The organism is Lactobacillus apis (genome assembly GCF_002837055.1).
GTDB classification, from domain to species: domain Bacteria; phylum Bacillota; class Bacilli; order Lactobacillales; family Lactobacillaceae; genus Lactobacillus; species Lactobacillus apis.
The window spans coordinates 174000-196157 of the sequence record NZ_PDKP01000001.1 but is presented as its reverse complement, the minus strand read 5'-3'; the positions used below and the strand labels follow the sequence as shown (position 1 = coordinate 196157).

18 protein-coding genes are annotated in these 22158 nt (G+C 37.4%); 3 read left to right on the top strand and 15 right to left on the bottom strand.

The features are described 5' to 3' along the window. Positions 1 to 14: 14 nt before the first annotated feature. From CRG87_RS01025 to CRG87_RS00990, 8 genes are all read right to left on the bottom strand, one after another. The gene (locus CRG87_RS01025; RefSeq protein ID WP_074425557.1) at positions 15 to 1226 is read right to left on the bottom strand and encodes a phosphoglycerate kinase; all 1212 of its coding nucleotides are present in this window, start codon (positions 1224 to 1226) and stop codon (positions 15 to 17) included. Positions 1227 to 1329: 103 nt separating this feature from the next. Next, the gene (gene gap, locus CRG87_RS01020; RefSeq protein ID WP_046306516.1) at positions 1330 to 2346 is read right to left on the bottom strand and encodes a type I glyceraldehyde-3-phosphate dehydrogenase; all 1017 of its coding nucleotides are present in this window, start codon (positions 2344 to 2346) and stop codon (positions 1330 to 1332) included. A gap of 52 nt (positions 2347 to 2398) precedes the next feature. Further along, complete coding sequence (locus tag CRG87_RS01015; RefSeq protein WP_046306514.1) at positions 2399 to 3430, bottom strand: sugar-binding transcriptional regulator; 1032 nt, start codon at positions 3428 to 3430, stop codon at positions 2399 to 2401. Between the two features lie 427 nt (positions 3431 to 3857). Beyond that, the gene (gene argF, locus CRG87_RS01010) at positions 3858 to 4886 is read right to left on the bottom strand and encodes an ornithine carbamoyltransferase (protein ID WP_074425558.1); all 1029 of its coding nucleotides are present in this window, start codon (positions 4884 to 4886) and stop codon (positions 3858 to 3860) included. Positions 4887 to 5161: 275 nt separating this feature from the next. Next, entirely contained in the window at positions 5162 to 5893 is a 732-nt protein-coding gene (locus CRG87_RS01005) for an ABC transporter permease (protein ID WP_074425559.1), read from the bottom strand. Then, positions 5886 to 6614 carry an ABC-2 family transporter permease gene (locus CRG87_RS01000; RefSeq protein WP_074425560.1) on the bottom strand — a complete coding sequence of 243 codons (729 nt, stop codon included), beginning with the start codon at positions 6612 to 6614 and terminating at the stop codon, positions 5886 to 5888. The genes CRG87_RS01005 and CRG87_RS01000 overlap by 8 nt, the downstream gene beginning before the upstream one ends. After that, positions 6607 to 7311, bottom strand: coding sequence for a lantibiotic protection ABC transporter ATP-binding subunit (locus CRG87_RS00995; RefSeq protein WP_074425561.1), 705 nt, complete (start codon positions 7309 to 7311; stop codon positions 6607 to 6609). Before CRG87_RS00995 ends, CRG87_RS01000 begins: the two co-directional genes overlap by 8 nt. A gap of 153 nt (positions 7312 to 7464) precedes the next feature. After that, complete coding sequence (locus tag CRG87_RS00990) at positions 7465 to 8991, bottom strand: LBA0864 family S-layer associated protein (protein ID WP_074425562.1); 1527 nt, start codon at positions 8989 to 8991, stop codon at positions 7465 to 7467. 160 nt (positions 8992 to 9151) lie between these two features. Here CRG87_RS00990 and CRG87_RS00985 point away from each other — a divergent pair, with 160 nt between their 5' ends. Next, the gene (locus tag CRG87_RS00985; protein ID WP_074425563.1) at positions 9152 to 10591 is read left to right on the top strand and encodes an APC family permease; all 1440 of its coding nucleotides are present in this window, start codon (positions 9152 to 9154) and stop codon (positions 10589 to 10591) included. A gap of 88 nt (positions 10592 to 10679) precedes the next feature. Beyond that, on the top strand, positions 10680 to 11141 hold the full coding sequence (locus CRG87_RS00980) for a Fur family transcriptional regulator (protein WP_074425564.1): 462 nt from the start codon (positions 10680 to 10682) through the stop codon (positions 11139 to 11141). A 37-nt stretch (positions 11142 to 11178) separates the two neighbouring features. Here the strand turns inward: CRG87_RS00980 and CRG87_RS00975 are convergent, their stop codons facing one another. Next, positions 11179 to 12918 (bottom strand): GW dipeptide domain-containing protein, encoded by a 1740-nt coding sequence (locus CRG87_RS00975; RefSeq protein ID WP_074425565.1) that lies wholly within the window; start codon positions 12916 to 12918, stop codon positions 11179 to 11181. 172 nt (positions 12919 to 13090) lie between these two features. Between CRG87_RS00975 and clpP the strand changes: the two genes are divergently transcribed. Further along, complete coding sequence (gene clpP, locus CRG87_RS00970) at positions 13091 to 13675, top strand: ATP-dependent Clp endopeptidase proteolytic subunit ClpP (protein WP_046306499.1); 585 nt, start codon at positions 13091 to 13093, stop codon at positions 13673 to 13675. Positions 13676 to 13729: 54 nt separating this feature from the next. On the opposite strand, the gene whiA is transcribed toward clpP, so the two are convergent. The 6 genes from whiA to uvrB form a co-directional block, all read right to left on the bottom strand. Next, positions 13730 to 14665 (bottom strand): DNA-binding protein WhiA, encoded by a 936-nt coding sequence (whiA, locus tag CRG87_RS00965; RefSeq protein WP_074425566.1) that lies wholly within the window; start codon positions 14663 to 14665, stop codon positions 13730 to 13732. Between the two features lie 3 nt (positions 14666 to 14668). Beyond that, a complete protein-coding gene (locus CRG87_RS00960) occupies positions 14669 to 15703 on the bottom strand; it encodes a gluconeogenesis factor YvcK family protein (RefSeq protein WP_074425567.1) in 1035 nt (344 codons plus the stop codon). 4 nt (positions 15704 to 15707) lie between these two features. Next, a complete protein-coding gene (gene rapZ, locus CRG87_RS00955) occupies positions 15708 to 16586 on the bottom strand; it encodes an RNase adapter RapZ (RefSeq protein ID WP_046306496.1) in 879 nt (292 codons plus the stop codon). A gap of 90 nt (positions 16587 to 16676) precedes the next feature. Continuing rightward, positions 16677 to 17219: an HdeD family acid-resistance protein gene (locus CRG87_RS00950; RefSeq protein ID WP_074425568.1), complete on the bottom strand. Its 543-nt coding sequence runs from the start codon at positions 17217 to 17219 to the stop codon at positions 16677 to 16679. A gap of 50 nt (positions 17220 to 17269) precedes the next feature. Then, complete coding sequence (gene uvrA / locus CRG87_RS00945) at positions 17270 to 20122, bottom strand: excinuclease ABC subunit UvrA (protein ID WP_074425569.1); 2853 nt, start codon at positions 20120 to 20122, stop codon at positions 17270 to 17272. Then, positions 20112 to 22154 (bottom strand): excinuclease ABC subunit UvrB, encoded by a 2043-nt coding sequence (uvrB, locus tag CRG87_RS00940; protein ID WP_074425570.1) that lies wholly within the window; start codon positions 22152 to 22154, stop codon positions 20112 to 20114. Before uvrB ends, uvrA begins: the two co-directional genes overlap by 11 nt. Positions 22155 to 22158 lie beyond the last annotated feature (4 nt).

Below are 22158 nucleotides of genomic sequence, written 5' to 3'. Positions count from 1 at the left end.
TCCTTTCTGATAGCTTATTTGTCTGAAATGCAGGCAATTCCTGGCAATTCTTTACCTTCAAGGTATTCCAATGAAGCTCCACCACCAGTTGAGATGTGAGTAATCTTAGGAGCAATACCTAATTGCTTAGCAGCTGCTGTTGAGTCACCACCACCAATAATAGTAGTAGCGTCAGTCAAATTAGCTAATGCTTTACCAACTTCTAGAGTACCTTCAGCGAAGTTAGGCATTTCAAATGCACCCATTGGTCCATTCCAAACAACAGTCTTAGCATCTTTCAAGATATCCTTGAACTTTTCAACAGTCTTAGGACCAATGTCAAGACCCATCATGTTTTCAGGAATGTCGTCACCAACAACTTTACGAGCAGCATCATTTGAAAATTCAGTTGCAGCCAAGTTATCTACTGGTAAAACAATCTTACCATCTGCTTTTTCAAGCAATTCTTTAGCCAAGTCAACCTTATCTGGTTCAAATAATGACTTACCAATTTCATGACCTTGTGCTGCTAAGAAAGTATAAGCCATACCACCACCGATCAAGATGTGGTCAGACTTAGGAATCAAGTTAGTGATAACGTCAATCTTATCAGAAACCTTTGCACCACCTAAGATAGTAACAAATGGGTGAACTGGATTTGCAACAGCATCACCTAAGAACTTGATTTCCTTTTCCATTAGGAAACCAGCTGCAGCAGGCTTACCAGCCTTCTTCATTGCTTCAGCAATTCCAACATTTGAAGCATGGCTTCTATGTGCAGTACCAAAGGCATCGTTAACGTAAACGTCACCTAATGATGCCCAGTATTCACCAAGCTTAGGATCGTTTTTGCTTTCACGCTTGCCAAAGTCGTTGTCGATATCTTGGAAACGAGTGTTTTCAAGAACAACAACATCGCCATCTTGCATGTTGTTAATAGCATCTTCAACTTCTTTACCTTCATTTTCAGGAACAAAGGTAACAGGTTTCTTCAATAATTCACTCAAACGATCAGCGATTGGCTTAAGTGATAAGTCCTTCTTATCTGCATCTGACTTAATACGACCTAAGTGACTTAGTAAGATTGCCTTACCACCATTGTCGATAATGTAGTTAATAGTTGGAAGTGCAGCAACGATTCTGTTGTCGTCACCAATCACGCCATCTTTAATAGGAACATTAAAGTCAACTCGAACTAATACCTTTTTATCTTTAACATCAACGTCTGAAACGATTAATTTAGCCATCTATATCCTCCGATAACTTAATTATTTTTCTTGAAAAAAAGGCGGAAGGAAGAATTTCCCTCCGCCTTCTCTTTACTACTTATTCAGTAATCTAATTTACAGATTAAAGAGTAGCAAATTTCAACAAAGTACGAACCATTTGGCAAGTGAATGAGTATTCATTGTCGTACCAAGCAACAGTCTTAACTAATTGGTTGTCACCGGCAGTGGTTACCATAGTTTGAGTTGGGTCAAAGATTGAACCAGCAGTCATACCTACAACATCACTTGAAACGATTTCATCATCGTTGTATGCAAATGATGGGCTTTCGTATTTCTTCAATGCTGAGTTAACTTCGTCAGCAGTTACCTTCTTGTCAAGGATTGAAACTAATTCAGTCAATGAACCATCAGTAACTGGTACACGTTGTGCGTGACCGTTAACTTTACCGTTCAATTCTGGAACAACAAGACCAATAGCCTTAGCAGCACCAGTTGAGTGAGGAATAATGTTAACTGCAGCAGCACGAGCAGCACGCTTGTTACCACCACGAACAGGTCCATCCAAAAGCATTTGAGTTGAAGTGTAAGCGTGGATAGTAGTCATAGTAGCTACCTTAACACCAAATTCTTTTTGCAAAGCGTCAACCATTGGTGCCAATGAGTTAGTAGTACATGAACCAGCAGATACGATTGTGTCGCTTGCGTCTAAAGTATCATCGTTTACTGAGTAAACAATAGTCTTCAAGTCGTTACCAGCAGGTGCTGAAATTAAGACTCTCTTTGCACCAGCGTCAAGGTGAGCTTGTGACTTAGCCTTGCTAGTGTAGAAACCAGTACATTCAAGAACAAAGTCAACACCATCGTTCTTAACCCATGGAATGTTTTGAGCTTGTGGTTCTGCGTATACACGGTATTTCTTACCATCTACAACGATTGAATCATCAGTAGCTGAAACTTCGTGGTTGAAAGTACCATGAGTTGAGTCATACTTCAATAAGTGTGCTAAAAGTGCTGGAGTAGTCAAGTCGTTAATAGCAACAACTTCGATATCCTTTGACTTTTCGCCCAAATCCATGATTCGACGGAATGCTAAACGACCAATACGGCCAAAGCCGTTAATACCAATTTTAACTGTCATATTCTAAAGTCCTCCTTAAGAACTATAAACATCTTTTTATTTTAAATGAGAATTATTTCTCCTTTAAAATCTTCTTTGAGGCTCCCTCATCAGTAATTAACCAGGTTTGATGAGGAGCATTGGGCATATAAGCTTTGATTGCTTTGGCTTTTCTGCCACCACAAGCAAAGGCAAATATGTGAGGTATTTTGTTCAGATTTTCGAACTGCAAGCCAACCTGATGCACGCGGTCGACAATCTTACCATCGCTATCGAAAAAACACCCAAAACATTCGGTAACGACCTTTTTTTCACGCAACTCAGACAAACGAACCGAATCGTATCCTCTGCGCCGCGCCATATCTTGAGCTAGCCCTATTCCATGAATGACAACATCAGTTTTTGAAATATCTTCAAGCACATCGGCAACAGTTGATTCACGAATCAGTGACTTATAGGCTTCTGTAGAAACCTGCTCAGGTAAATATAAAGTTCTATATTTACCACCTGTTTTCAGTGCCATCTCCTGAACAATTGTATTGCTTTGAATCGCAACATTTTCACCCAGGGCACCTCTACCAGGTACAAATTCTAATTGCCGATTCTTACCTAAATTTCTAGACAAATTTTTTGCTGACTTCGCAAGTGCAGCTCCACCTAAAACAGTGATAATTGAGTGTCCTAGAGGCAAAAGCAAGTCAAGAGCTGAATTGAGTTCTTCACCCATTCGCTCATAAACAAGTTCTTGCAAGTCACTATCACCAGGAACAATAATCGTCCGTTCAATTCCAAGCTTACGAGCTAAATCAACCTCAGTCTCACGTGCATTGAATAGTCGATCAATCACCGGCGCTGCATCCTGCAACATCTTCTGACCTTTTTCTGTCATAAACATTCCAAAGCTTTTAATCTCGATTAAGCCGAGATCGCGAAGATATTCCGTTTCAGTTCGAACGTTCCTTTCAGAAAGTCCTAAAGACTGAGCAACACTTCTACGCCCAATTGGGGCTTTAAGTGATATCTGCTCTAGAACAAGATATCTTTGTCGAAAAACTTTTAAAATGTCAGGAACGAGAGCTTCTAGCACAGGAATTTCCGAGTACATCGACTTCTCTCCTTCTCCCGGGACATTTTTGACCTAGCTATTGTCATTTTTTGTCCCAGATTGTCTAAAAATATAAGAGAAACGTGAACTTATATCAATTAAATTCTTCATTCCTCAATCGACATCTATAGTATATCAACCACCCAAAAATAATTCAAGCAAAAATGAACCGATTAGAAAGTCTTAATAATTTAACTGCTTTTTCCTTAGTTTTAAGTAATAACTGAGTCCTGCTTAGCTTTTAGAACAAAAAGAATTCAATTTTTTGCTTTTTTCTGCTATACTTGTTCAAGTGTTAATTGGGTCCTTAGTGTAATGGATCGCACGTAAGATTCCGGTTCTTAAAATCTGAGTTCGACTCTCAGGGGACCCATAATTAAACAATAAAAGAGCTAAATGATTTGTTATCATTTAGCTCTTTTTGCTTTTACGGTCTTTGTTCTAGTATTTCTTGCAATTCACTTTGACACTGACTAGCAATCTTGATTGAATCAGCGTCTGTAGCAAAATTGGCATTAAGTAAATAAACAAACACTGCGCGCATAGCAGCTTTTTTATTGGCTGCTTGCTCCCACGCAATTGATTTTTCACCTTCAAGAACAGAAGCACTGACCTCTTCGCCCCTATTAGCAGGCAAGCAGTGCATAAATTTAACATTAGGATTTTCAGTTTTTGCAATTAACTCGTCATTAACTTGATATTTAGGGTAAAAGATCTTCATGTATTCATCTTTATTCAGTTCTTGGTCATATAAGCCGTACCAAACATCCGTATAAATGAAGTCTGCGTTTTTTAAAACTGCTTCATCTTCAGATAAAGTGATTGTACCACCTGTTTTGTCAGCAATTTTTTGTGCTTTTTCTACTATTTTCTTTGGCATTTGCTTATCTTTAGGGCCATATTGCACAAATTGCATGCCCATTTGTGCACACAGATAAATTGCTGAAACAGCTATTTGCGTAGCATCCCCGACAAAAACAAGCTTTACTTCAGATAGTTTCTTACCTTTAGGTAAATACTCCATAATGGTAATCAAATCACCTAATGCTTGAGTAGGATGATCATCATCGGTCATGAAGTTAACAACAGGTACCCGAGAATTTTGAGCTATCTCTTCAACATCTTCTTGGCTAGCCGTTCTAACTCCAATAATATCGAGCAAGTCTCCTAGAGCACGACTGGTATCTGCTAATCCTTCATGACCACCCTCGCCTAATTGAATTTGACCAGGTGCTAAATATAATGCATGGCCACCTAATTCAGTCATTGCAGCTTCAGCAGAGCAGCGCGTTCTTGTTGAGGATTGATCGAAAATCATCCCCAAACTCTTGCCCTTTAGTAATGGTGGATAATATCCATGTTCAATTGCCTCTTTTAGCTTCAAGCCCAGTTCGGCCATATATTGCATTTCAGCTTGTGAAAAATTACAGCTATCAATAAAATCTCTTTTAGTCAAAAGGTTCTCCTTAATCAAAATACTTGGTTTTATCAGACTAAAATGATACCTGATATCTTTCCTTTGAAAAATGATTTTATTGAAATTATAAAAAGTCTTAAACATTGCCATACATAGCAATATTATTCACATGTTATAGCATCTTAATATCTCATTTTTAAACAAAAAGGACTAACTTTCGATTAAAAATCAAAAGTTAGTCCTCATCTGAATTGTAATGCGCTACTCTAATTTTTATATTTATGTCAGGCATACAATGATTCAACTTAGAACTTTTAGTGTTGCCAGTTTCTATATGCCTTTTCAATCAACAGACTAAATATAACTGTTAAGAAGAGTGGAATTAGCATCAATAATCCTATGACTTTTTGGGAGCCAAGACTCATTTCTTTCTGCCAAAAAGCAATCAAATAAATTTGCCATGACCAGGGTACAATCGGCCAAATAAAGTCGAAGATAACTGTAATGCTTAAAGCAGAAATTACGGATCCAAAGAATCCTAAAATCATTGCTCCCCCAACGTTCCATTTAAGTACAATTAATTGAGCAATTGCATATTGCAAAAAGCCAAAAAGAGCAAAAGCAATGCTTGTTAGAAGAAGCTTTAAGAAGGAGATACCCGTTACACGGAACCCATATTTTAGAATCAAATAGTAAAAAATACTTGTCCCTACTATTTCAACAAAATACCACAGCCAATAGTACAGCAATTGCGTCATTATAGTTTTGCCCTTCCCTATAGGATTGGACAACCAATTTTTGCAGCCGCCGGCTTTTTCTTCTCTATCAAAAACAAGACAAACCACAACGCTAATGACTAAAGGAGAAACAATTGCTAATATTTCATAAAAACTTATAACCATGGTTTGGGAATTAACAAAATTCTTCTTACTTCCATAGTAAAGTCCCATAATTAGCGGGAAAACAAGTAGCACAAATAGATGCATGTATAATAAAAAACTACGCTTTAATTTTTCGTTTTCGGCTTTAAATATTTTATTAATCATTCTTCTTTACCTGATTTCTAAATGATCTAGCACCCAAGTAACTTAAAATCACAAATAAAACAAGTGCTGCTCCAATCGTCCAGTAATTATTCGATAAGCCTGAGGTATTTGCTATCGGGAGACCATTTATTTTAATCTTAATTAGAGAAATTGGGAAAATTTCAGACCAAGTAAATGGCCAAATTTTCCCCCAAGCATATTCATTAATTTCTATGCCAATAAAAACTCCGATAGCCGCAATAAGCACTGTAACATACATATTCGTCAAACGACTAATCCATGTGTATAAAGGTACTTGCCATAAATTCACAAGCCATAATCCCAAAATCGCCAAAACTATTGAGGAGACTGAAACACTAGTAACTGTCACAAATGAAAGTACGCAAACCAAAATAACTAGGACAAGGGAAGTAATCAGGCCTTGCAGAGACCCATGAAGTATTCTACCTAACTCATAACTAAATAAGTCATCCGGTGAGCTCAGAATCATTTTATATTCAGTACTATTTTTTTCATGGCGATCATTTAGCCCAATGATTAGTGCTAAAAATAATGGAAACCAAATACAACTCCACTGATTAATTATGCTTTGAGCCACATAGCCGGCTGCTGCAAATAATAGAAAAGTGACAATTGCTACTAAGAATGGAAAAACCCAGATTAATTGTCTAACAAGAGTTCTTTTAGTTTTAAGAGTTTCTATTGATAGAGCTTTAAGCACCTGTAACACCAGCTTTCATCAACGTACTATTAAACAGTTCTTCCAAGTTTTCCTGATGATCTATCGGCTTTTCTAAGAGAAGTTTACCGTTTCCGATAATTCCAATGTTATCTGCTAAATGCTCAACTTCTGATAACATGTGACTTGAAATAATAATTGTGATATCTTTCTTTTTAAATTCAGCAATCAGGTTACGTAATTGTTGAATTCCTAGTGGATCAAGTCCGTTTGTTGGCTCGTCTAAAATCAATAGCTTAGGACTACCAACTAAGGCTAGCCCAATTCCCAATCGTTCTTTCATACCTAAAGAAAAATTTTTAGCAAGTTTCTTTCCAGTTTGATCCATACCCACTGTTGCTAAAATATTATCTATTTCATTAGTATCTACGCCTCGCAAATTACAAATGACCTGCAAATTTTCTCTTGCAGTTAGGTTGCCATATAACGGAGCATTCTCAATCAACGAACCGATAGACGCAAGATCTTTTCTAGACCATTCATGTCCAGCAAAGGAAATCGATCCTTCTGTGGCTGAAATCATTCCAGTCAAAATTTTCATCAGTGTCGTCTTACCGGCTCCATTTGGTCCAAGCAAGCAATAAACCTGATTGGCAGGTACATGTATATTAACATGATCAAGTGCAACTTGATTTTTGAACTTTTTGGTTAAGTTAGTTGTTTCTAGTATGTTTTGCATAGGGACCTTCCTTAAACTATTTTAAAAATACTATAAATGGAATTATATAATAATTAAAATAATATGCAAACTTTATAAAAACAGTCAATTTATTATTAATCCTGACTAAAACAAAAACAGTCTTCCTTTCGGAAAACTGTTTTTTAATTCATTTTATTTTGTCTTACCAACCGTTAATTCTCCACGTTGAGCAAATTCAGCGTAAATCTTATTACCGGAAACAGACAGACCCTCAAGCTCACGTTTTATGTTGAAATGATGTGTCTTCTTATAAGTGCCGTCTTTGGCCACTTTGAAAATGTAGTCGTTAAAACCAACGTAGAATTGGTCATGCGATGGATCATAAGTAAATCCTTGAACAGGTGAATGGTTGCTGACAAAGTTCCCCCTTGTCGCACCAACTTCTTCTGGTACCCAAGAATCACCATTCCGCGTTACTTTCCAGTATTCATAATAACCATTGCCACCATTGTGGAATAAGCAGTACATCGTGTTATCATCGGAGAATGTTGCATTGTGAATGTACCTTGGTGATGAACCACTCCAGATTCTGAAGCTCCAAATTTGGTTAACCATCATGTCTGACTTACGAATTTGATAAATCTCTTCAGAAGCAGTGGAATTCTTCATCTTGTTGTCATTAGCAATTACATAAATATAATTTGCTGATGAGCCGATTGCTTGGCCATGTCCAAGTTTAATGTATGGGCTGACTTTAATGTGCGATGCATAATTTTTAAAAGTTGACCATTTTAAACCTTGTAAATTCTGCGCACCATACTTGCTAACATGGTTTAAATCATATGAAACCAAGTGACCGTATTGATCACTACTTGAATTGAAGACAGCAACTGTAAAGTTGGAACCGCGTACTGTTATTCCTTCAGGTATCACACCAACTTGTCCCATTTTATCAGCTGCCTTGTTGTAATCTAAACTGACAAAACGAGGTTGGAAAAACTTAGTTTTAAGAGTTAAGCCATTTGATTTAAAAGTATTCGGTCTGGTTTCAAAAGTATAATTGTGAGCTGCGTTCCAATTTCTTGAACTAGATTTTGAACTACCCTTCCAAGTAGATACTTCTTTAGGGCCATTTTTAGGAGCAACAGAAGCTCTAGCTATACCCTCATTTTTGTCAGCACGAACCGTCACAGTTGTGCTTGCCTTTGCGTTGCCATAACTGTAATTAACTGTTGTTGTGCCAGGGGTAGCAGAACTAACACTTGAAGTCGAAACTTTAATCTTATCAGCTTTAACAGCTGTTCCCTCACTGTTTGTAGCATAGTTAATTGCGTCCCTTGTATCAAATGAAAAGTTTGGATTTTGTACTAGACTAACTTTGGAAACAACTGCTATTTTGTTTCTTACAAAAAAGTCTTGACTAACCCAGCCAACTGTTCGTCCATCAACAATAATTTTCCAAAACTTCCCCTTTTTAGTATCAAGCGATTGCTTTGATTGAATTTGAGCATGCTTAAAATACTTAGTTGAAGTAAATTTACCTGATGGACCTTTTTTGCTTGCCTTATGGTAAATAGCATAGTTACCATTGCCAGCAATTTTAGTCACAGCTTTGTGGTAGCTCTTGGCATTTACTTCAGTTGTGTTACTCCCGACAAATAAGCCAGTTACCATAATTGAGCAGGCAACTAGCAACTTACTTATAAACTTTTTCTTCATTAAATTCTTTACCCTCCTAATAAAACATATATAGATAGTTTCACACTTTTAAAAAGTTAAATCAATAGTGTGCTCCTATGATTCTAACAAAAATAGATTTTTATAATTGTCTGCGTTACAATATTAACGTTATTATTTTTTCTGTAAGGAGAACTAGGTTATGGAAACATCGCAAGAAAATTCCAAAAAAATGATGTGGCCCACTCTAGCAACTATGGCCTTCTCTATTGTTTGGAGCTTTGGTAATGTTGTTAATGGGTTCATTTATTTTGATGGAACAAAAGTTATTCTCAGTTGGATTATTATTTTCCTTCTGTTTTTCATCCCTTATGCACTAATGGTTGGTGAGCTCGGCTCTGTCTTTCAAAACTCCGAAGGTGGGGTCTCATCATGGATTAATGCTACAATTGGTCCAAAATGGGCTTATTATGCTGGTTGGACTTTCTGGGCTGTTCATGTCGTTTACATTTCAAGTAAGGGTACTGGTGGCTTAAGAGGTATGTCATGGGGCATTTTTGGCAATACTACTTGGTATGACAGTTTGCCTACTACTTGCACTCAATTAGCAACTCTTGCTGTCTTTTTATTCTTCTGCTGGGTAGCTAGTCGTGGTGTGCCAGTTATTAAGACATTGTCAACGATTGCTGGTTCCTCAATGTTCATCATGTCAATTTTATTCATTATCATGATGTATGCAGCACCAATGATCAATCCTCACGCCGGCTTTAATAATATTAGCTGGAACTGGAAGAATTTTGTACCTGACTTTAACCTCAAGTACTTTACCTCGCTATCAATTTTAGTCTTCGCAGTTGGTGGGGCTGAAAAGATTTCACCATATGTAAACAAGCTGAAAGATCCTTCTCGTAACTTCCCTAAATCAATGTTAGGTTTAGCTGGAATGGTCATGATTTCCGCAATTTTAGGAACAATTGCGTTGGCAATGATGTTTGATCCTAAGGTTGTTAACGCTAATTTAAACGAATACATCTCTAACGGACCTTACATGGCCTTTGACAAGTTGGGCCAATACTACGGTGTTGGTGGATTGTTCATGTACATTTATGCTTGGTGTAACGTTATTGGACAATTCTCGGCTTTAGTAATCAGTATTGATGCTCCATTACGTATCCTATTAGGTAGTAAGGAAGCTAAAGATTATATCCCTAAGAAACTATTGAAAGTTAACAAGCATGGTGCATACATCAACGGTATTTGGATGGTTGTTTGCTTATCTGGTGGTCTAATTGTTTTACAAGCTATCATGCCAAATGCTCAAGCAGTCATGGCTCAACTGGTTAAATTAAACTCTATCGTGATGCCAATGCGTTATTTATGGGTATTCATTGCTTACATTGCATTACGTAAGCAAGCAGCTAAGTTCCACAATGGCCAAAACTACGAAATGACTAAGCATCAATGGCTTGCATATACGCTTGGTGTTTGGGGATTAATTGTTACAGTTGCATGTTGCTTAATGGGAATGTACTCTGATGATCCATTTACATTATGCTTGAACATTGCTACCCCAATTGTTTTATTCTTACTTGGTATGATTTTACCAACGATTAAGCACCATCAAGATGCTAAAGAACAGTAAATACTAATTAAAGATTAATTAAGTCGCCTAATAAAAGGCGACTTTTTTTGTGCATTTAATGCTAAACTATACTTAATAAACTAAGGAGATGAAACCTGTGCCAAACTACTTAAAAGAAACAGAAGATTTACTACGTGAGCATAATTTGAAAGTCACCAAGCCACGGCTTAAAATCTTGAAATATCTGCGGACACATCATAATCATCCTACTGCAGCTACTATTTTCAAAGCAATTAGCGGCGACGAGCCAGCCTATCGAGCAACAGTCTACAACACACTAAACAAATTAGTTGACGCAGGCATTGTTATCGAAATCAAAAATAGTGATGATTCCATTCACTATGACTACTTTGTAGAGCCTCATTTCCACATTATTTGTAAACAATGCGATAACATAGCTGACGTCTATTATCCAGACTTTGAAGCAGTTGAAAATCGTATGCGTGCAGAAGCAGAAAAACAAACGGGCTATGTTACTTCGGCAAGTCACCTAGAAATTTTTGGTATTTGTCCTGAATGTCAAAAGAAGAATCAAAAAAAGAAGAGCTAATTAGCTCTTCTTTTTATTTACTTTAAATATTGTTTGTTTAATCAATATTCATGCTTACTAATAACTCTGCGCGTTGCGCTAAGTTAACGTAAAGTTTACCATCATGTACTGAAATACCTTCAATCTCACGTCCAGTATCAAATGAATAGTGATCCTTTAAAGTTCCGTCGCGACCAATTTTGAAGATTAAATCATTAAATGCTAAGTAAAAGTTCTTATGATCTGGATCATAGGCAAAACCTTGAACTGGTGAATTGTTGTTAACAAAATTACCATCTGTTTTACCAACTAATTTTGGATTCCAGTTGTCGCCAGTACGAGTTAGTTGCCAATATTCATAGCGATTATTCTTAGTATCATGATATACCGTGTACATTTCATAATCGTTCATGATTACTCCGTTGTGGAAGTAACGCGGACTATTTTGGTCACCTACCCAAGTTTTCATTGTCCAAATTTTGTTAATTTGTAAATCACTCTTACGGATTTGAACAATTTCTTCTGAATCGGTTGTTTCGTTTAATTTATTATTATTATTAATTACGTAGATATACTTGTCACTTGCACCCATTGCTTGGCCATGTCCAATTGGGATGTATGGACTGACCTTGATATGCTTAGAATAATTATTAAAGTCCTTTTGAGACATATCTAAAAGGTGTTGCGCATTATACGGGCTAGTTAACTTATTCAAATCATAACCAACAATGTGACCAGAGCTTAAATAAGTGTGACTCAATAAACTGGTATAAGCCCAGCCGTTTGAAACAGTTACACCTTCTGGAATATGGCCAACACGATTGATATTATCATCGGTTGGATCCTTTACGCTCAGAAGAACCGGTTGATAAAATCTTGTCTTCAGAGTCATATTACCACTTGTTAGAGTATGTGATTCTGTTTCTGGTGTGTATTCTGTAGGACTAATGTAATTAACTGAAGAACCATAATGTGTTTTCCATGCTTGGTGTTCATTTGTACCAGGCTGCGCAGGGAACGAATTAGTTACATCAGGATCAGCAATTCCTTCAGTAGTGCTTTTTCTAACTGTTATCTTAACACTTGCTTTCGCGTCACCATATGTATATTTAACCGTATAAGTTTTTGGAGTTGCACAAGAGATAGTCTCACGAGAAATTTTTACATTGTCATTGCTAATAACAGTTCCCATGTAATTAGTTACATATGAAATTGCATCCCGTGTGAAAAATTCATAAAACTCATTGTTAACCAAACTAATTGTTTTAGGCACAGCTATTTGATTTCTAGCAAAGAACTTTTCGTTTACATAACCAACTTTTCGCCCATTAACATAAATTCTCCAGTAACGAGCACTTTTTGTTTCAATTAGTTGATCTGATTGAATATGGCTATATTGAAAGTTAATACCATCAGCAACTTTTTTGCTAACTTTACCATCTTTTACGTTTGCCCAAACCTTGTAGTTCTTGTTACCAGCAACTTTGGTCATCATTGCATAGCCTGTAATTACTTGTTTGGGTGCTTTCTTTTTCACTGGTGGCTGTTTGGTATTCGAGTTGTCTGAGTTGGTATTACCAGGATCAGGTTGACTATTGGGATCACCACTGTCATTCTCCTCATCGGTATTTTCGCCTTGACTACTATTCTTGCTAGGAGTGGTTTTTGTTTCTCCTTGCGCTGGCTGCTGCGATTGATTAGAATCAGCTTCAACCGATGTAATTGCAAGTCCAGTCGACAACGCTAGCCCCGCAAGCACTGTGGTCGTAAGAATTGCAATTTTCTTAAAAAGCTTCAAAATTATTCCTCCAATATTTTAGTTTACTCTTCGTATTATATAATAAGAATGTTGTAATTTAGAATACAAAATTAATACACTTTCATTGACAGTATTTAATGTAAGTGATTTAATTAGCACTGTACTTATTAGAGTGCTAACAAAAATGACTTTAATTTTAGGAGGTAAAAAGATGCTTGTACCTACAGTTATTGAACAAACTGCTCGTGGTGAACGCGCTTATGACATATATTCTCGTTTGCTAAAAGATCGAATTATCATGCTCAGTGGAGAAATTAATGATGACATGGCAAATACAATTATTGCCCAGTTATTATTCCTTGATGCTCAAGACAACACTAAGGACATCTCCCTTTATATCAACTCACCCGGTGGTGTAATCACTTCTGGTTTAGCAATTATGGATACGATGAACTTCATTAAGTCAGATGTATCAACTATTGCAATCGGAATGGCTGCTTCAATGGCTTCCATTCTATTAACCAGTGGTGCAAAGGGTAAACGTTTTGCTTTACCTAACTCTACTGTATTGATTCACCAACCTTTGGGTGGGGCTCAGGGTCAACAGACTGATATTCAAATTGCAGCTAATGAAATTTTAAAGAGCCGTGAAAAAATCAATAAGATTCTTCACGAAACTACTGGTCAACCACTTGAAAAGATTCAGAAAGATACTGAACGTGATAACTACCTAACTGCTGAAGAAGCAAAGGATTATGGCTTAATTGATGAAATTATGGTCAATCAAAAGAAGTAGTTAGATATTAATTAAACTAAAAAGATCTCCAAGCTAAATAGCTCGGAGATCTTTTTATTCTTCTAATTTCTGTGCCATTTCATGTAGTTTCGCAAAACGATGATTTGCACCTGACTTTGAAATAGGTCCATCCGGAACTTGCAGGGCAATTTCTTTTAATGACAGCTCTGGATTGGTCAGCCGTAATCTTGCGATTCCCTGCAGCTTTTCTGGAATATTTTCAAGCCCGATTTTACGTTCTATTAGTTCAATATCCTCAACTTGTTTAGCAGCTGCATTCGCAGTCTTTTTCAAATTTGCCGTGTCACAATTAACTAAGCGATTAACCGAATTGCGCATATCACGCATAATCCTTAAGTCTTCAAAGGATAGCATTGCGTTGACCGCACCGACAACGTGAAGAAAATCGCCAATTTTCTCTGCTTCCTTAAGATAGACTATATAACCACGCCTTCTACTAATTGTTTTGGCGTTAAGATTAAAATAATGATTCATTAGTTCTAATAAATCATTGTTGTGATCTTCATAAGCAGAGTATATTTCCAAGTGATACCTGCTTGTTTCCGGATTATTTACACTACCGCTTGCTAAGAACGCACCACGCAAATACGACATTGCGCCCTCGCGCGAATCAATTATTCTTTTAGGTATTCGCGTGATTAAACCTGAATCTGGTGCTAAGATTTCCAAATTAGTCAAAATTTCTTTGACATGATTTTGCAGACGTACCAGATATTGGTTATTCTTCTTCAATTTCATTTTACGCGAAACGATTAATAACGGTTCTACACGATACGCTGTTTTTATTAAAGAAAAAATTCGTCGAGCAATTGCTGGGTTTTCAGTTGTGATATCAAGACTAAACATACGGTCATGATAATTTAAAACACCGTTCATCCGCAAAAAAGCAGCTAGTTCAGCCTTTGCGTGCTCAGGATGAATTGGTAAGGAGGTTAGTTCCTTCTTTACCTCACTTGCATAACTTGCCATTAGTTACTCCGTAGTCTTTCTGGTCGACATTGCCGTAAACGCACGATTAATAATCTCGTTTGCCACTTTTTCACCATCATGGAACACAAGGCCGCTTCGTTGGTCAATGAAGTCATCTGTGATTACCCGGCAGCCTTGCTTTCGCAAGCCAGCATAGTCATTTTTAACGGGCTCAATGTAGGCATCATAATCCTTAGGATTAAATTTTGACATGTCAATTTTGGCACCATTAACCAAAGTTGTGTTTACATAATGACCACCAAGATGCTTGTTGATAACGTCAACATGATCACAGTCGGAGAAGTGATCAGTCTCGCCAAGTTGAGTCATGATATTACAAATATAAATAACTTCTGCTTTTGTTTTTCTAACAGCCTCACCGAGATTAGGTATCATCAAATTAGGAAGAATTGAAGTGAATAAGCTTCCTGGACCCAAAACAACCGCATCAGCTTGCATTATTGCGTCCAGAACAGGTGAAACAGCCTCCGGTTCTTTATTAGAATTCGTATCTGTTACCCAAACACGCTTGATTCGCTTGTCCTTGTTAGTTATTTCCTTTTCTCCCGCTTGGATTGTCCCGTCAATAAATTCCGCATTCAATGTTAAAGGCTCGTTGGAAGCTGGAAAAACATGTCCATCAACACGCATCATTTTTGACAATGATTGGACGGCGTCAAAAATATTACCATGCATTTCATTTAAAGCAGCAATAATCAAATTACCTATCGCATGTCCCGAGAAAAATGAGTCTGATGAATCGAAACGGTATTGAAAAACATCTTTTTGTTCTTGTGGTATGTCGCTTAGAGAAACTAATACGTTACGAATATCACCAGGTGGAACAACATTAATGAAGTTACGAATTGTTCCAGAAGAGCCGCCATCATCTGAAACTGTCACAATTGCTGTGATTTGCGCATCTTGTTCTTTTAACGCACTCAAAACAACTGGTAGACCCGTTCCGCCACCAATTACAACAATTTTGGGTCTTCTACTTCTCGTTACCCTAATTACTTTTGAATCGCTATATGTCATATTTTCACCTTTTTCTGGTATACCTGCTAATTTCGCGATGAGTTATATCAACTGGATAGTCATGTGACAAATCATGTGCAAGTTGCCTTGCAATTGCCACACTACGATGTTGACCACCTGTACAGCCAATTGCAATAGTTAACTTACTCTTTCCCTCTTTAATATACCCGGGCATGGCTGTTCTCAATAAATCTAACAGTTTTTCATAAAATACTTGTGTAATATCTTTATCCATCACATAATCGAAGACTCGCTGATCAAGTCCCGTGAAAGGACGTAGTTCAGAAATATAAAATGGATTTGGTAAAAAGCGTACGTCTATCACAAGATCAGCATCAATCGGCAGACCATATTTAAAGCCAAAAGAAAGAACTTCAATTGAAAATGGCTGCTTTTCTTGATCACTAAATTCTTCAAACATTTTTTCTTTTAATTCTTGAGGAGTAAGATTTGACGTGTCAATAATGTCATTAGCACGATTTTTTATTCCCGCAAGAACGTGTCGCTCTTCGATGATGCCATCAAGTAACCGCCCACCATGAACTAGTGGAGGAACACGCCTTGTTTCTTTATAGCGAGCAACCAATACATCATCGGAAGCATCCAAAAAGATAATCCGTGTTTGAACACAGCTATTATCTTCAAGTGAACTTATTTCATTTATTAAGTCTTTATAGAAACTGCGCACTCTTAAATCGATTACCACTGCTACTTTAGAATAATCATCCGAGTTGACAATTAAATCCCAAAAACTTGAAAGTAAGGTTGGAGGCAAATTATCAACAACAAAATATCCCATATCTTCTAAGGAATGCGAAACAACAGTCTTTCCAGCGCCACTCATTCCAGTAACAATCAACAATTGTTTTTTATTATCAGTCATGTTGCTTACCTCCTCTACTCAAATTATAGCATACCGGGTGTTTCATATTTTAGGGCAAAAAAAAAGTTCATTACGAACTTTTTTAATCTTTTATCTATGAGCAAACGCTGCAATTACTTCGCTTATTCCAAAAATAAATAGCCAGAAGGCAACAAGCCAAATTAATGTCAATGCCGAAAGCATTGGGTTGAACATTAATCCTACTGCAATCAAGAGCCCAAAAATATTCAGTATCATGTTTATCCAGAAATAAAAACCAGATAAACTGCGTAAATGCCACGTAAAAATAATTCCAGAAATTGAATCAAACAGGAACCAGAAGGCAAATAAGTATGCAATGGTTAAACCTGCTGCGTCGTATGAATATAGGAATAAAATACCAATGATGATATCCAAAACCCCCGTGATGATTGAAATCCAACTAAAGGAAACAAAATAACGAAAGCGACTATAAAATGCGAGCCAGACAAAACCTTGGACTATTGAAATAATCGCAAACAGCAAGACAAATGCATGTAAAGCCTTATTTGGGTGACTAATTAAAAACACTCCTGCAATAATCATTAATATGCCGGAGATAAGTGCAGCCCAATTAAAGCCGCGTCTTTCTCTGTAATTTGAAAAATTATCCATTTCTATTCCTCCCTGTCCGATATTTTACACTTTTTGTATGTAAATAAATACTATTTCTTTGCTTTTTTTGCTGCTTCTTTAGTCAGCGCAGTGTCTCGTTTAAGAACAGGGGCAAGGTATTGTCCAGTATAGCTTTCCTTTACTTTAGCGACATCTTCAGGGGTACCAGTTGCAACAATTGTGCCACCACCTTCACCACCGTCAGGACCAAGGTCAATTAGCCAGTCAGCATTTTTAATCACATCAAGGTTATGCTCAATAATTAATACTGTATTACCTTGATCAACTAGCCGCTGCATTACTTCAAGCAGACGCTTAATATCATCAGTATGAAGACCAGTTGTTGGCTCATCAAGAATATAAAAATTCTTACCAGTCGAAATTTTTTGTAACTCCGCTGCTAACTTCATTCTTTGCGCCTCTCCACCAGATAAAGTAGTGGCAGATTGACCTAATTTCACGTAACCCAAGCCTACATCGACAATTGTTTGCAACTTGCGAGCTATTTTCGGAATATTTTTGAAAAAGTCGCAAGCTTCACTAATGGTCATATCAAGGACCTGGGCAATATTCTTCTTACGATATGTGACTTCAAGCGTTTCTGAGTTGTAACGATTGCCGTGACATACCTCACAAGGTACGTAAACATCTGGCAAAAAGTTCATTTCAATTTTAATTATACCGTCACCGCGACAAGCTTCACAGCGTCCACCTTTGACGTTGAATGAAAAACGAGCTTTAGTATAGCCACGTAATTTTGATTCATTAGTTTGAGCAAATAATGCTCTAATATCATCAAAAACACTAGTATAAGTAGCTGGGTTACTTCGAGGTGTTCTACCAATTGGACTCTGATCAATATCAACTATTTTTTCGATATTTTTATAGCCAGAAATACTCTTATATTTACCAGGTTTAGTTTGGTTACGATTCAGTTTTTGCGCTAATACGCGTTTTAAAATCATGTTGACCAACGTCGATTTACCAGAACCTGACACGCCAGTGACAACAATTAGCTTACCAAGTGGAAACTCAACCTTAAGATTTTTCAAATTGTTCTCTTCGGCACCGGTAATGGTAATCTTTTTCCCATTACCTTTACGTCTTTCTAATGGAACCGGCACAAATTTTTTACCAGACAAATATTGTCCTGTAAGTGATTTTGGATTAGCTTCAACTTCTTCTGGAGTTCCGGCGGCCATTACTTCACCACCATAACTACCAGCACCAGGACCCATATCAACGAGGTAATCAGCTTGGCGCATTGTCTCATCATCGTGTTCAACGACGATTAACGAGTTACCTAGATCACGCATTCGTTTTAATGCAGAAATTAAGCGATCATTATCACGTTGGTGCAGCCCTATCGATGGTTCATCCAGAACATACATTACACCAGATAAGTTTGAGCCAATTTGTGTAGCTAATCTAATTCTTTGAGCTTCCCCACCAGACAAAGTGTTAGCGGAACGAGATAACGTTAAATAGTCTAGGCCAACACTGTTCAAGAAGGATAGTCGATCTCGCACTTCTTTAAGAATTGGTTTAGCAATAATTGTTTCTTGTTCATTTAATTTAATGTTATTGAAAAATTCCAAAGCCTTGGTAATCGACATTTCAGATGCTTCCGAAATATCTTTTCCCATAACTTTAACTGCTAAAGCTTTTTGGTTAAGGCGCTTGCCGTGACAAGTTGAACACGTTAATTCTGTCATGTATTTACCCATGACATCGCGCATAAATTTGGACATTGGGTTCATGTAGCGTCTTTCAACGTTTTCCATTACGCCTTCAAATGGTGCAGTGGTGTTCTTCACGCCAAATTCACCAGATAAATGAAAAGAAATTTCTTTCTTAGAGCCATGCATCAAGATTTCTCTTTGATTTTTGGTCAATTTACTATATGGTTTATCCATTGGAATCTTTAATGCGTCACATGCTTGTTGAAGCATCCCACCATAGTAATTTGAAGTCTTCCAAGGGACAATTGCCCCTTCAGCTAGTGTCTTACTTTTATCAGGAACAACTAAATCTTCATCAACTGAACGCTTCACTCCCAATCCATCACAATCTGGACAAGCACCAAACGGTGCATTGAAGGAGAACAAACGTGGTTCCATTTCACCTACTGTAAAACCACATTTAGGACAAGCATAGAACTCAGAAAAGTTCAGTGTCTCACCATCAATAATATCAACATCCATGTATCCTTCTGACAGCCTTAGCACAGCTTCCACTGAATCAAAAAGACGTGATTTGATACTTTCTTTGACTACCAACCGGTCAACGACAATATCAATGGTGTGGCGTTTATTTTTGTCTAAATCAAAATCCTCACTGATATCATGCATCTCGCCATCAACAATCACACGCACATAACCAGCACGTTGAACCCTTTTAAATACTTCCTTGTGAGCGCCACGCTTAGATCTGATTACAGGTGCGAGTAGCTGAATTTTAGTCCTTTCAGGCAATGCTAAAATTCGGTCAACCATCTGCTCGACGGATTGTCTTTCGATTAGCGTTCCATCATTCGGACAGATTGGATGACCAACTCTAGCCCATAGTAAACGTAGGTAGTCATTAATTTCAGTAACTGTACCAACTGTTGAACGAGGATTGTGTGAAGTAGTTCTTTGATCAATTGAAATTGCCGGATTTAAGCCATCAATTGAATCAACATCCGGTTTGTCCATTTGACCTAAAAATTGACGAGCATAGCTAGACAATGATTGAACATAACGTCTACGACCTTCAGCGTACAGTGTATCAAAGGCAAGCGAGCTCTTACCAGAACCCGATAAACCAGTGATTACCACCATTTTATCTTTTGGAATTGTTAAATTAATATCTTTTAAATTGTGTTCACGTGCCCCGCGAATTACAATCTTATCATTTGCCATTTAGTGTTTTTCCCTTTTTCTCAATTGGTTTTCTTGTTGAACTTTCAAGCTCCATGATTGCGTCACGCAATGTTGCGGCACCTTCGAAATCAAGTTTCTTAGCGGCTTCTTGCATTTGCTGACGAAGATCTTTAATCATCGTCTTCTTCTGTTTAACAGTTAGTTCATCAAAGTTAAGATCAGCAAAACTATCAGTTTCAGCAACTTCATCAACAGCCTTGGTGGCAGAAATCACGTCTCTAATCGGCTTAACGATTGTCTTTGGTGTGATACTGTGTTCTTCGTTAAACTTGATTTGCAATTTACGTCTTCTCTGCGTTGCCTCAATTGCTTCCCGCATAGAATCCGTGATTGTGTCAGCATACATAATTACTTCACCATTAGAATTACGCGATGCACGTCCCATTGTTTGAACAAGTGGGCGGTAAGCTCGTAAAAAGCCTTCTTTATCGGCATCAAGAATCGCGACTAATGAAACTTCAGGAACATCGATACCTTCACGAAGAAGGTTAATTCCAATTAGCACATCATACTTGCCCATTCGTAAGTCACGCAGTATTTGCATTCTTTCAAGTGTCTTTACATCAGAGTGCAGATATTGAACCTTAATCCCTAAATCCTTTAGATAATCGGTCAAGTCTTCTGCCATTTTCTTAGTTAATGTAGTGATAAAGACCCGTTCATTACGCTCAATTCGCTTATTAATTTCACCGACCAAATCATCAATTTGACCTTCAACCGGTCGGACCTCAATCTTCGGATCCAACAATCCTGTTGGTCGGATAATCTGCTCAACCTTGTGGTCAGTTCGCTCGAGTTCATAATCACCAGGTGTAGCAGAAACATACATAATTTGATTTACATGCTTTTCAAACTCATCAATTTTTAAAGGCCGGTTATCCAATGCAGATGGTAATCTGAAGCCGTAATCAATTAACGTTTTCTTTCGATTACGGTCACCATTGTACATTGCTCGAATTTCGGGCATCGTAGCATGGGACTCATCAATTAGAATTAAAAAGTCATCTGGAAAGAAATCAAGCAAAGTATAAGGCGGTTCGCCCTCTTTTCGATTTTCCATATGTCTAGAATAGTTTTCAATTCCACTAGTAAATCCAACTTCTCCCATCATTTCCATGTCAAAAGTAGTTCGCTGCTTAATTCTCTCCGCTTCAAGGAGTTTTCCCTCTCCTTCAAACTTCTTAACTTGAAGCTTCATTTCTTGCGAAATAGCTTTAAGCGCTCTGCGCATTTGTTCTTCATTAGTCATGAAATGCGTAGCTGGAAATAGTGAAATACTCTCACGCTCACCAATTACCTCACCTGTTAAAGAATCAATTTCAACGATTCGGTCAATTTCATCCCCAAAAAATTCAATTCGGTAGGCATGACTTGAGTTACCAGCTGGAAAGACTTCAACAACATCTCCACGTACTCTAAACCGTCCGCGCTGGAAGTCAATATCATTTCGATCATACTGAATATTTACAAGATTGCGCAGCAATGTATTACGTCCATAATCGTCTCCTTCATGAACAGTAATCACACTTGCAGAATACTCTTTTGGATCACCCAAACCGTAAATACAAGAAACAGATGCTACGACAATCACATCGTTTCGTTCCATTAAATCACTGGTAGCTTGGTGACGCAATTGATCAATTTCGTCATTGATTGATGAATCTTTTTCAATATATGTATCTGACTGAGGTACGTAAGCCTCAGGTTGGTAGTAGTCATAGTACGAAACAAAGTAGTCAACTGCATTGTTAGGGAAAAACTCCTTAAATTCGCCATACAACTGACCAACCAAAGTTTTATTATGTGAAATTACTAATGTCGGCTTGTTCAAATTGGCAATAACGTTAGCCATCGTGAAGGTTTTACCTGTACCAGTAGCTCCTTCAAGAATTTGTTCCTTATAACCTTTTTCAAAGCCGTCAGTTAATTTATTAATTGCCTGCTCTTGATCTCCTGCAGGTTTAAACTTTGAGACAAGCTCAAATTTTCGTTTATCTTGTCGTTTAATCATAGAT

Excerpts from the sequence above, each read along its gene's own strand:
- CRG87_RS01005 (WP_074425559.1), bottom strand. The coding sequence starts at position 5,893 with ATGATTAATAAAATATTTAAAGCCGAAAACGAAAAATTAAAGCGTAGT.
- CRG87_RS01015 (WP_046306514.1), bottom strand. The coding sequence starts at position 3,430 with ATGTACTCGGAAATTCCTGTGCTAGAAGCTCTCGTTCCTGACATTTTA.
- uvrB (WP_074425570.1), bottom strand. The coding sequence starts at position 22,154 with ATGATTAAACGACAAGATAAACGAAAATTTGAGCTTGTCTCAAAGTTT.
- whiA (WP_074425566.1), bottom strand. The coding sequence starts at position 14,665 with ATGGCAAGTTATGCAAGTGAGGTAAAGAAGGAACTAACCTCCTTACCA.
- CRG87_RS00985 (WP_074425563.1), top strand. The coding sequence starts at position 9,152 with ATGGAAACATCGCAAGAAAATTCCAAAAAAATGATGTGGCCCACTCTA.
- CRG87_RS00950 (WP_074425568.1), bottom strand. The coding sequence starts at position 17,219 with ATGGATAATTTTTCAAATTACAGAGAAAGACGCGGCTTTAATTGGGCT.
- gap (WP_046306516.1), bottom strand. The coding sequence starts at position 2,346 with ATGACAGTTAAAATTGGTATTAACGGCTTTGGCCGTATTGGTCGTTTA.
- CRG87_RS01025 (WP_074425557.1), bottom strand. The coding sequence starts at position 1,226 with ATGGCTAAATTAATCGTTTCAGACGTTGATGTTAAAGATAAAAAGGTA.
- clpP (WP_046306499.1), top strand. The coding sequence starts at position 13,091 with ATGCTTGTACCTACAGTTATTGAACAAACTGCTCGTGGTGAACGCGCT.
- CRG87_RS00990 (WP_074425562.1), bottom strand. The coding sequence starts at position 8,991 with ATGAAGAAAAAGTTTATAAGTAAGTTGCTAGTTGCCTGCTCAATTATG.
- uvrA (WP_074425569.1), bottom strand. The coding sequence starts at position 20,122 with ATGGCAAATGATAAGATTGTAATTCGCGGGGCACGTGAACACAATTTA.
- rapZ (WP_046306496.1), bottom strand. The coding sequence starts at position 16,586 with ATGACTGATAATAAAAAACAATTGTTGATTGTTACTGGAATGAGTGGC.
- CRG87_RS00960 (WP_074425567.1), bottom strand. The coding sequence starts at position 15,703 with ATGACATATAGCGATTCAAAAGTAATTAGGGTAACGAGAAGTAGAAGA.
- CRG87_RS00980 (WP_074425564.1), top strand. The coding sequence starts at position 10,680 with ATGAAACCTGTGCCAAACTACTTAAAAGAAACAGAAGATTTACTACGT.
- CRG87_RS00995 (WP_074425561.1), bottom strand. The coding sequence starts at position 7,311 with ATGCAAAACATACTAGAAACAACTAACTTAACCAAAAAGTTCAAAAAT.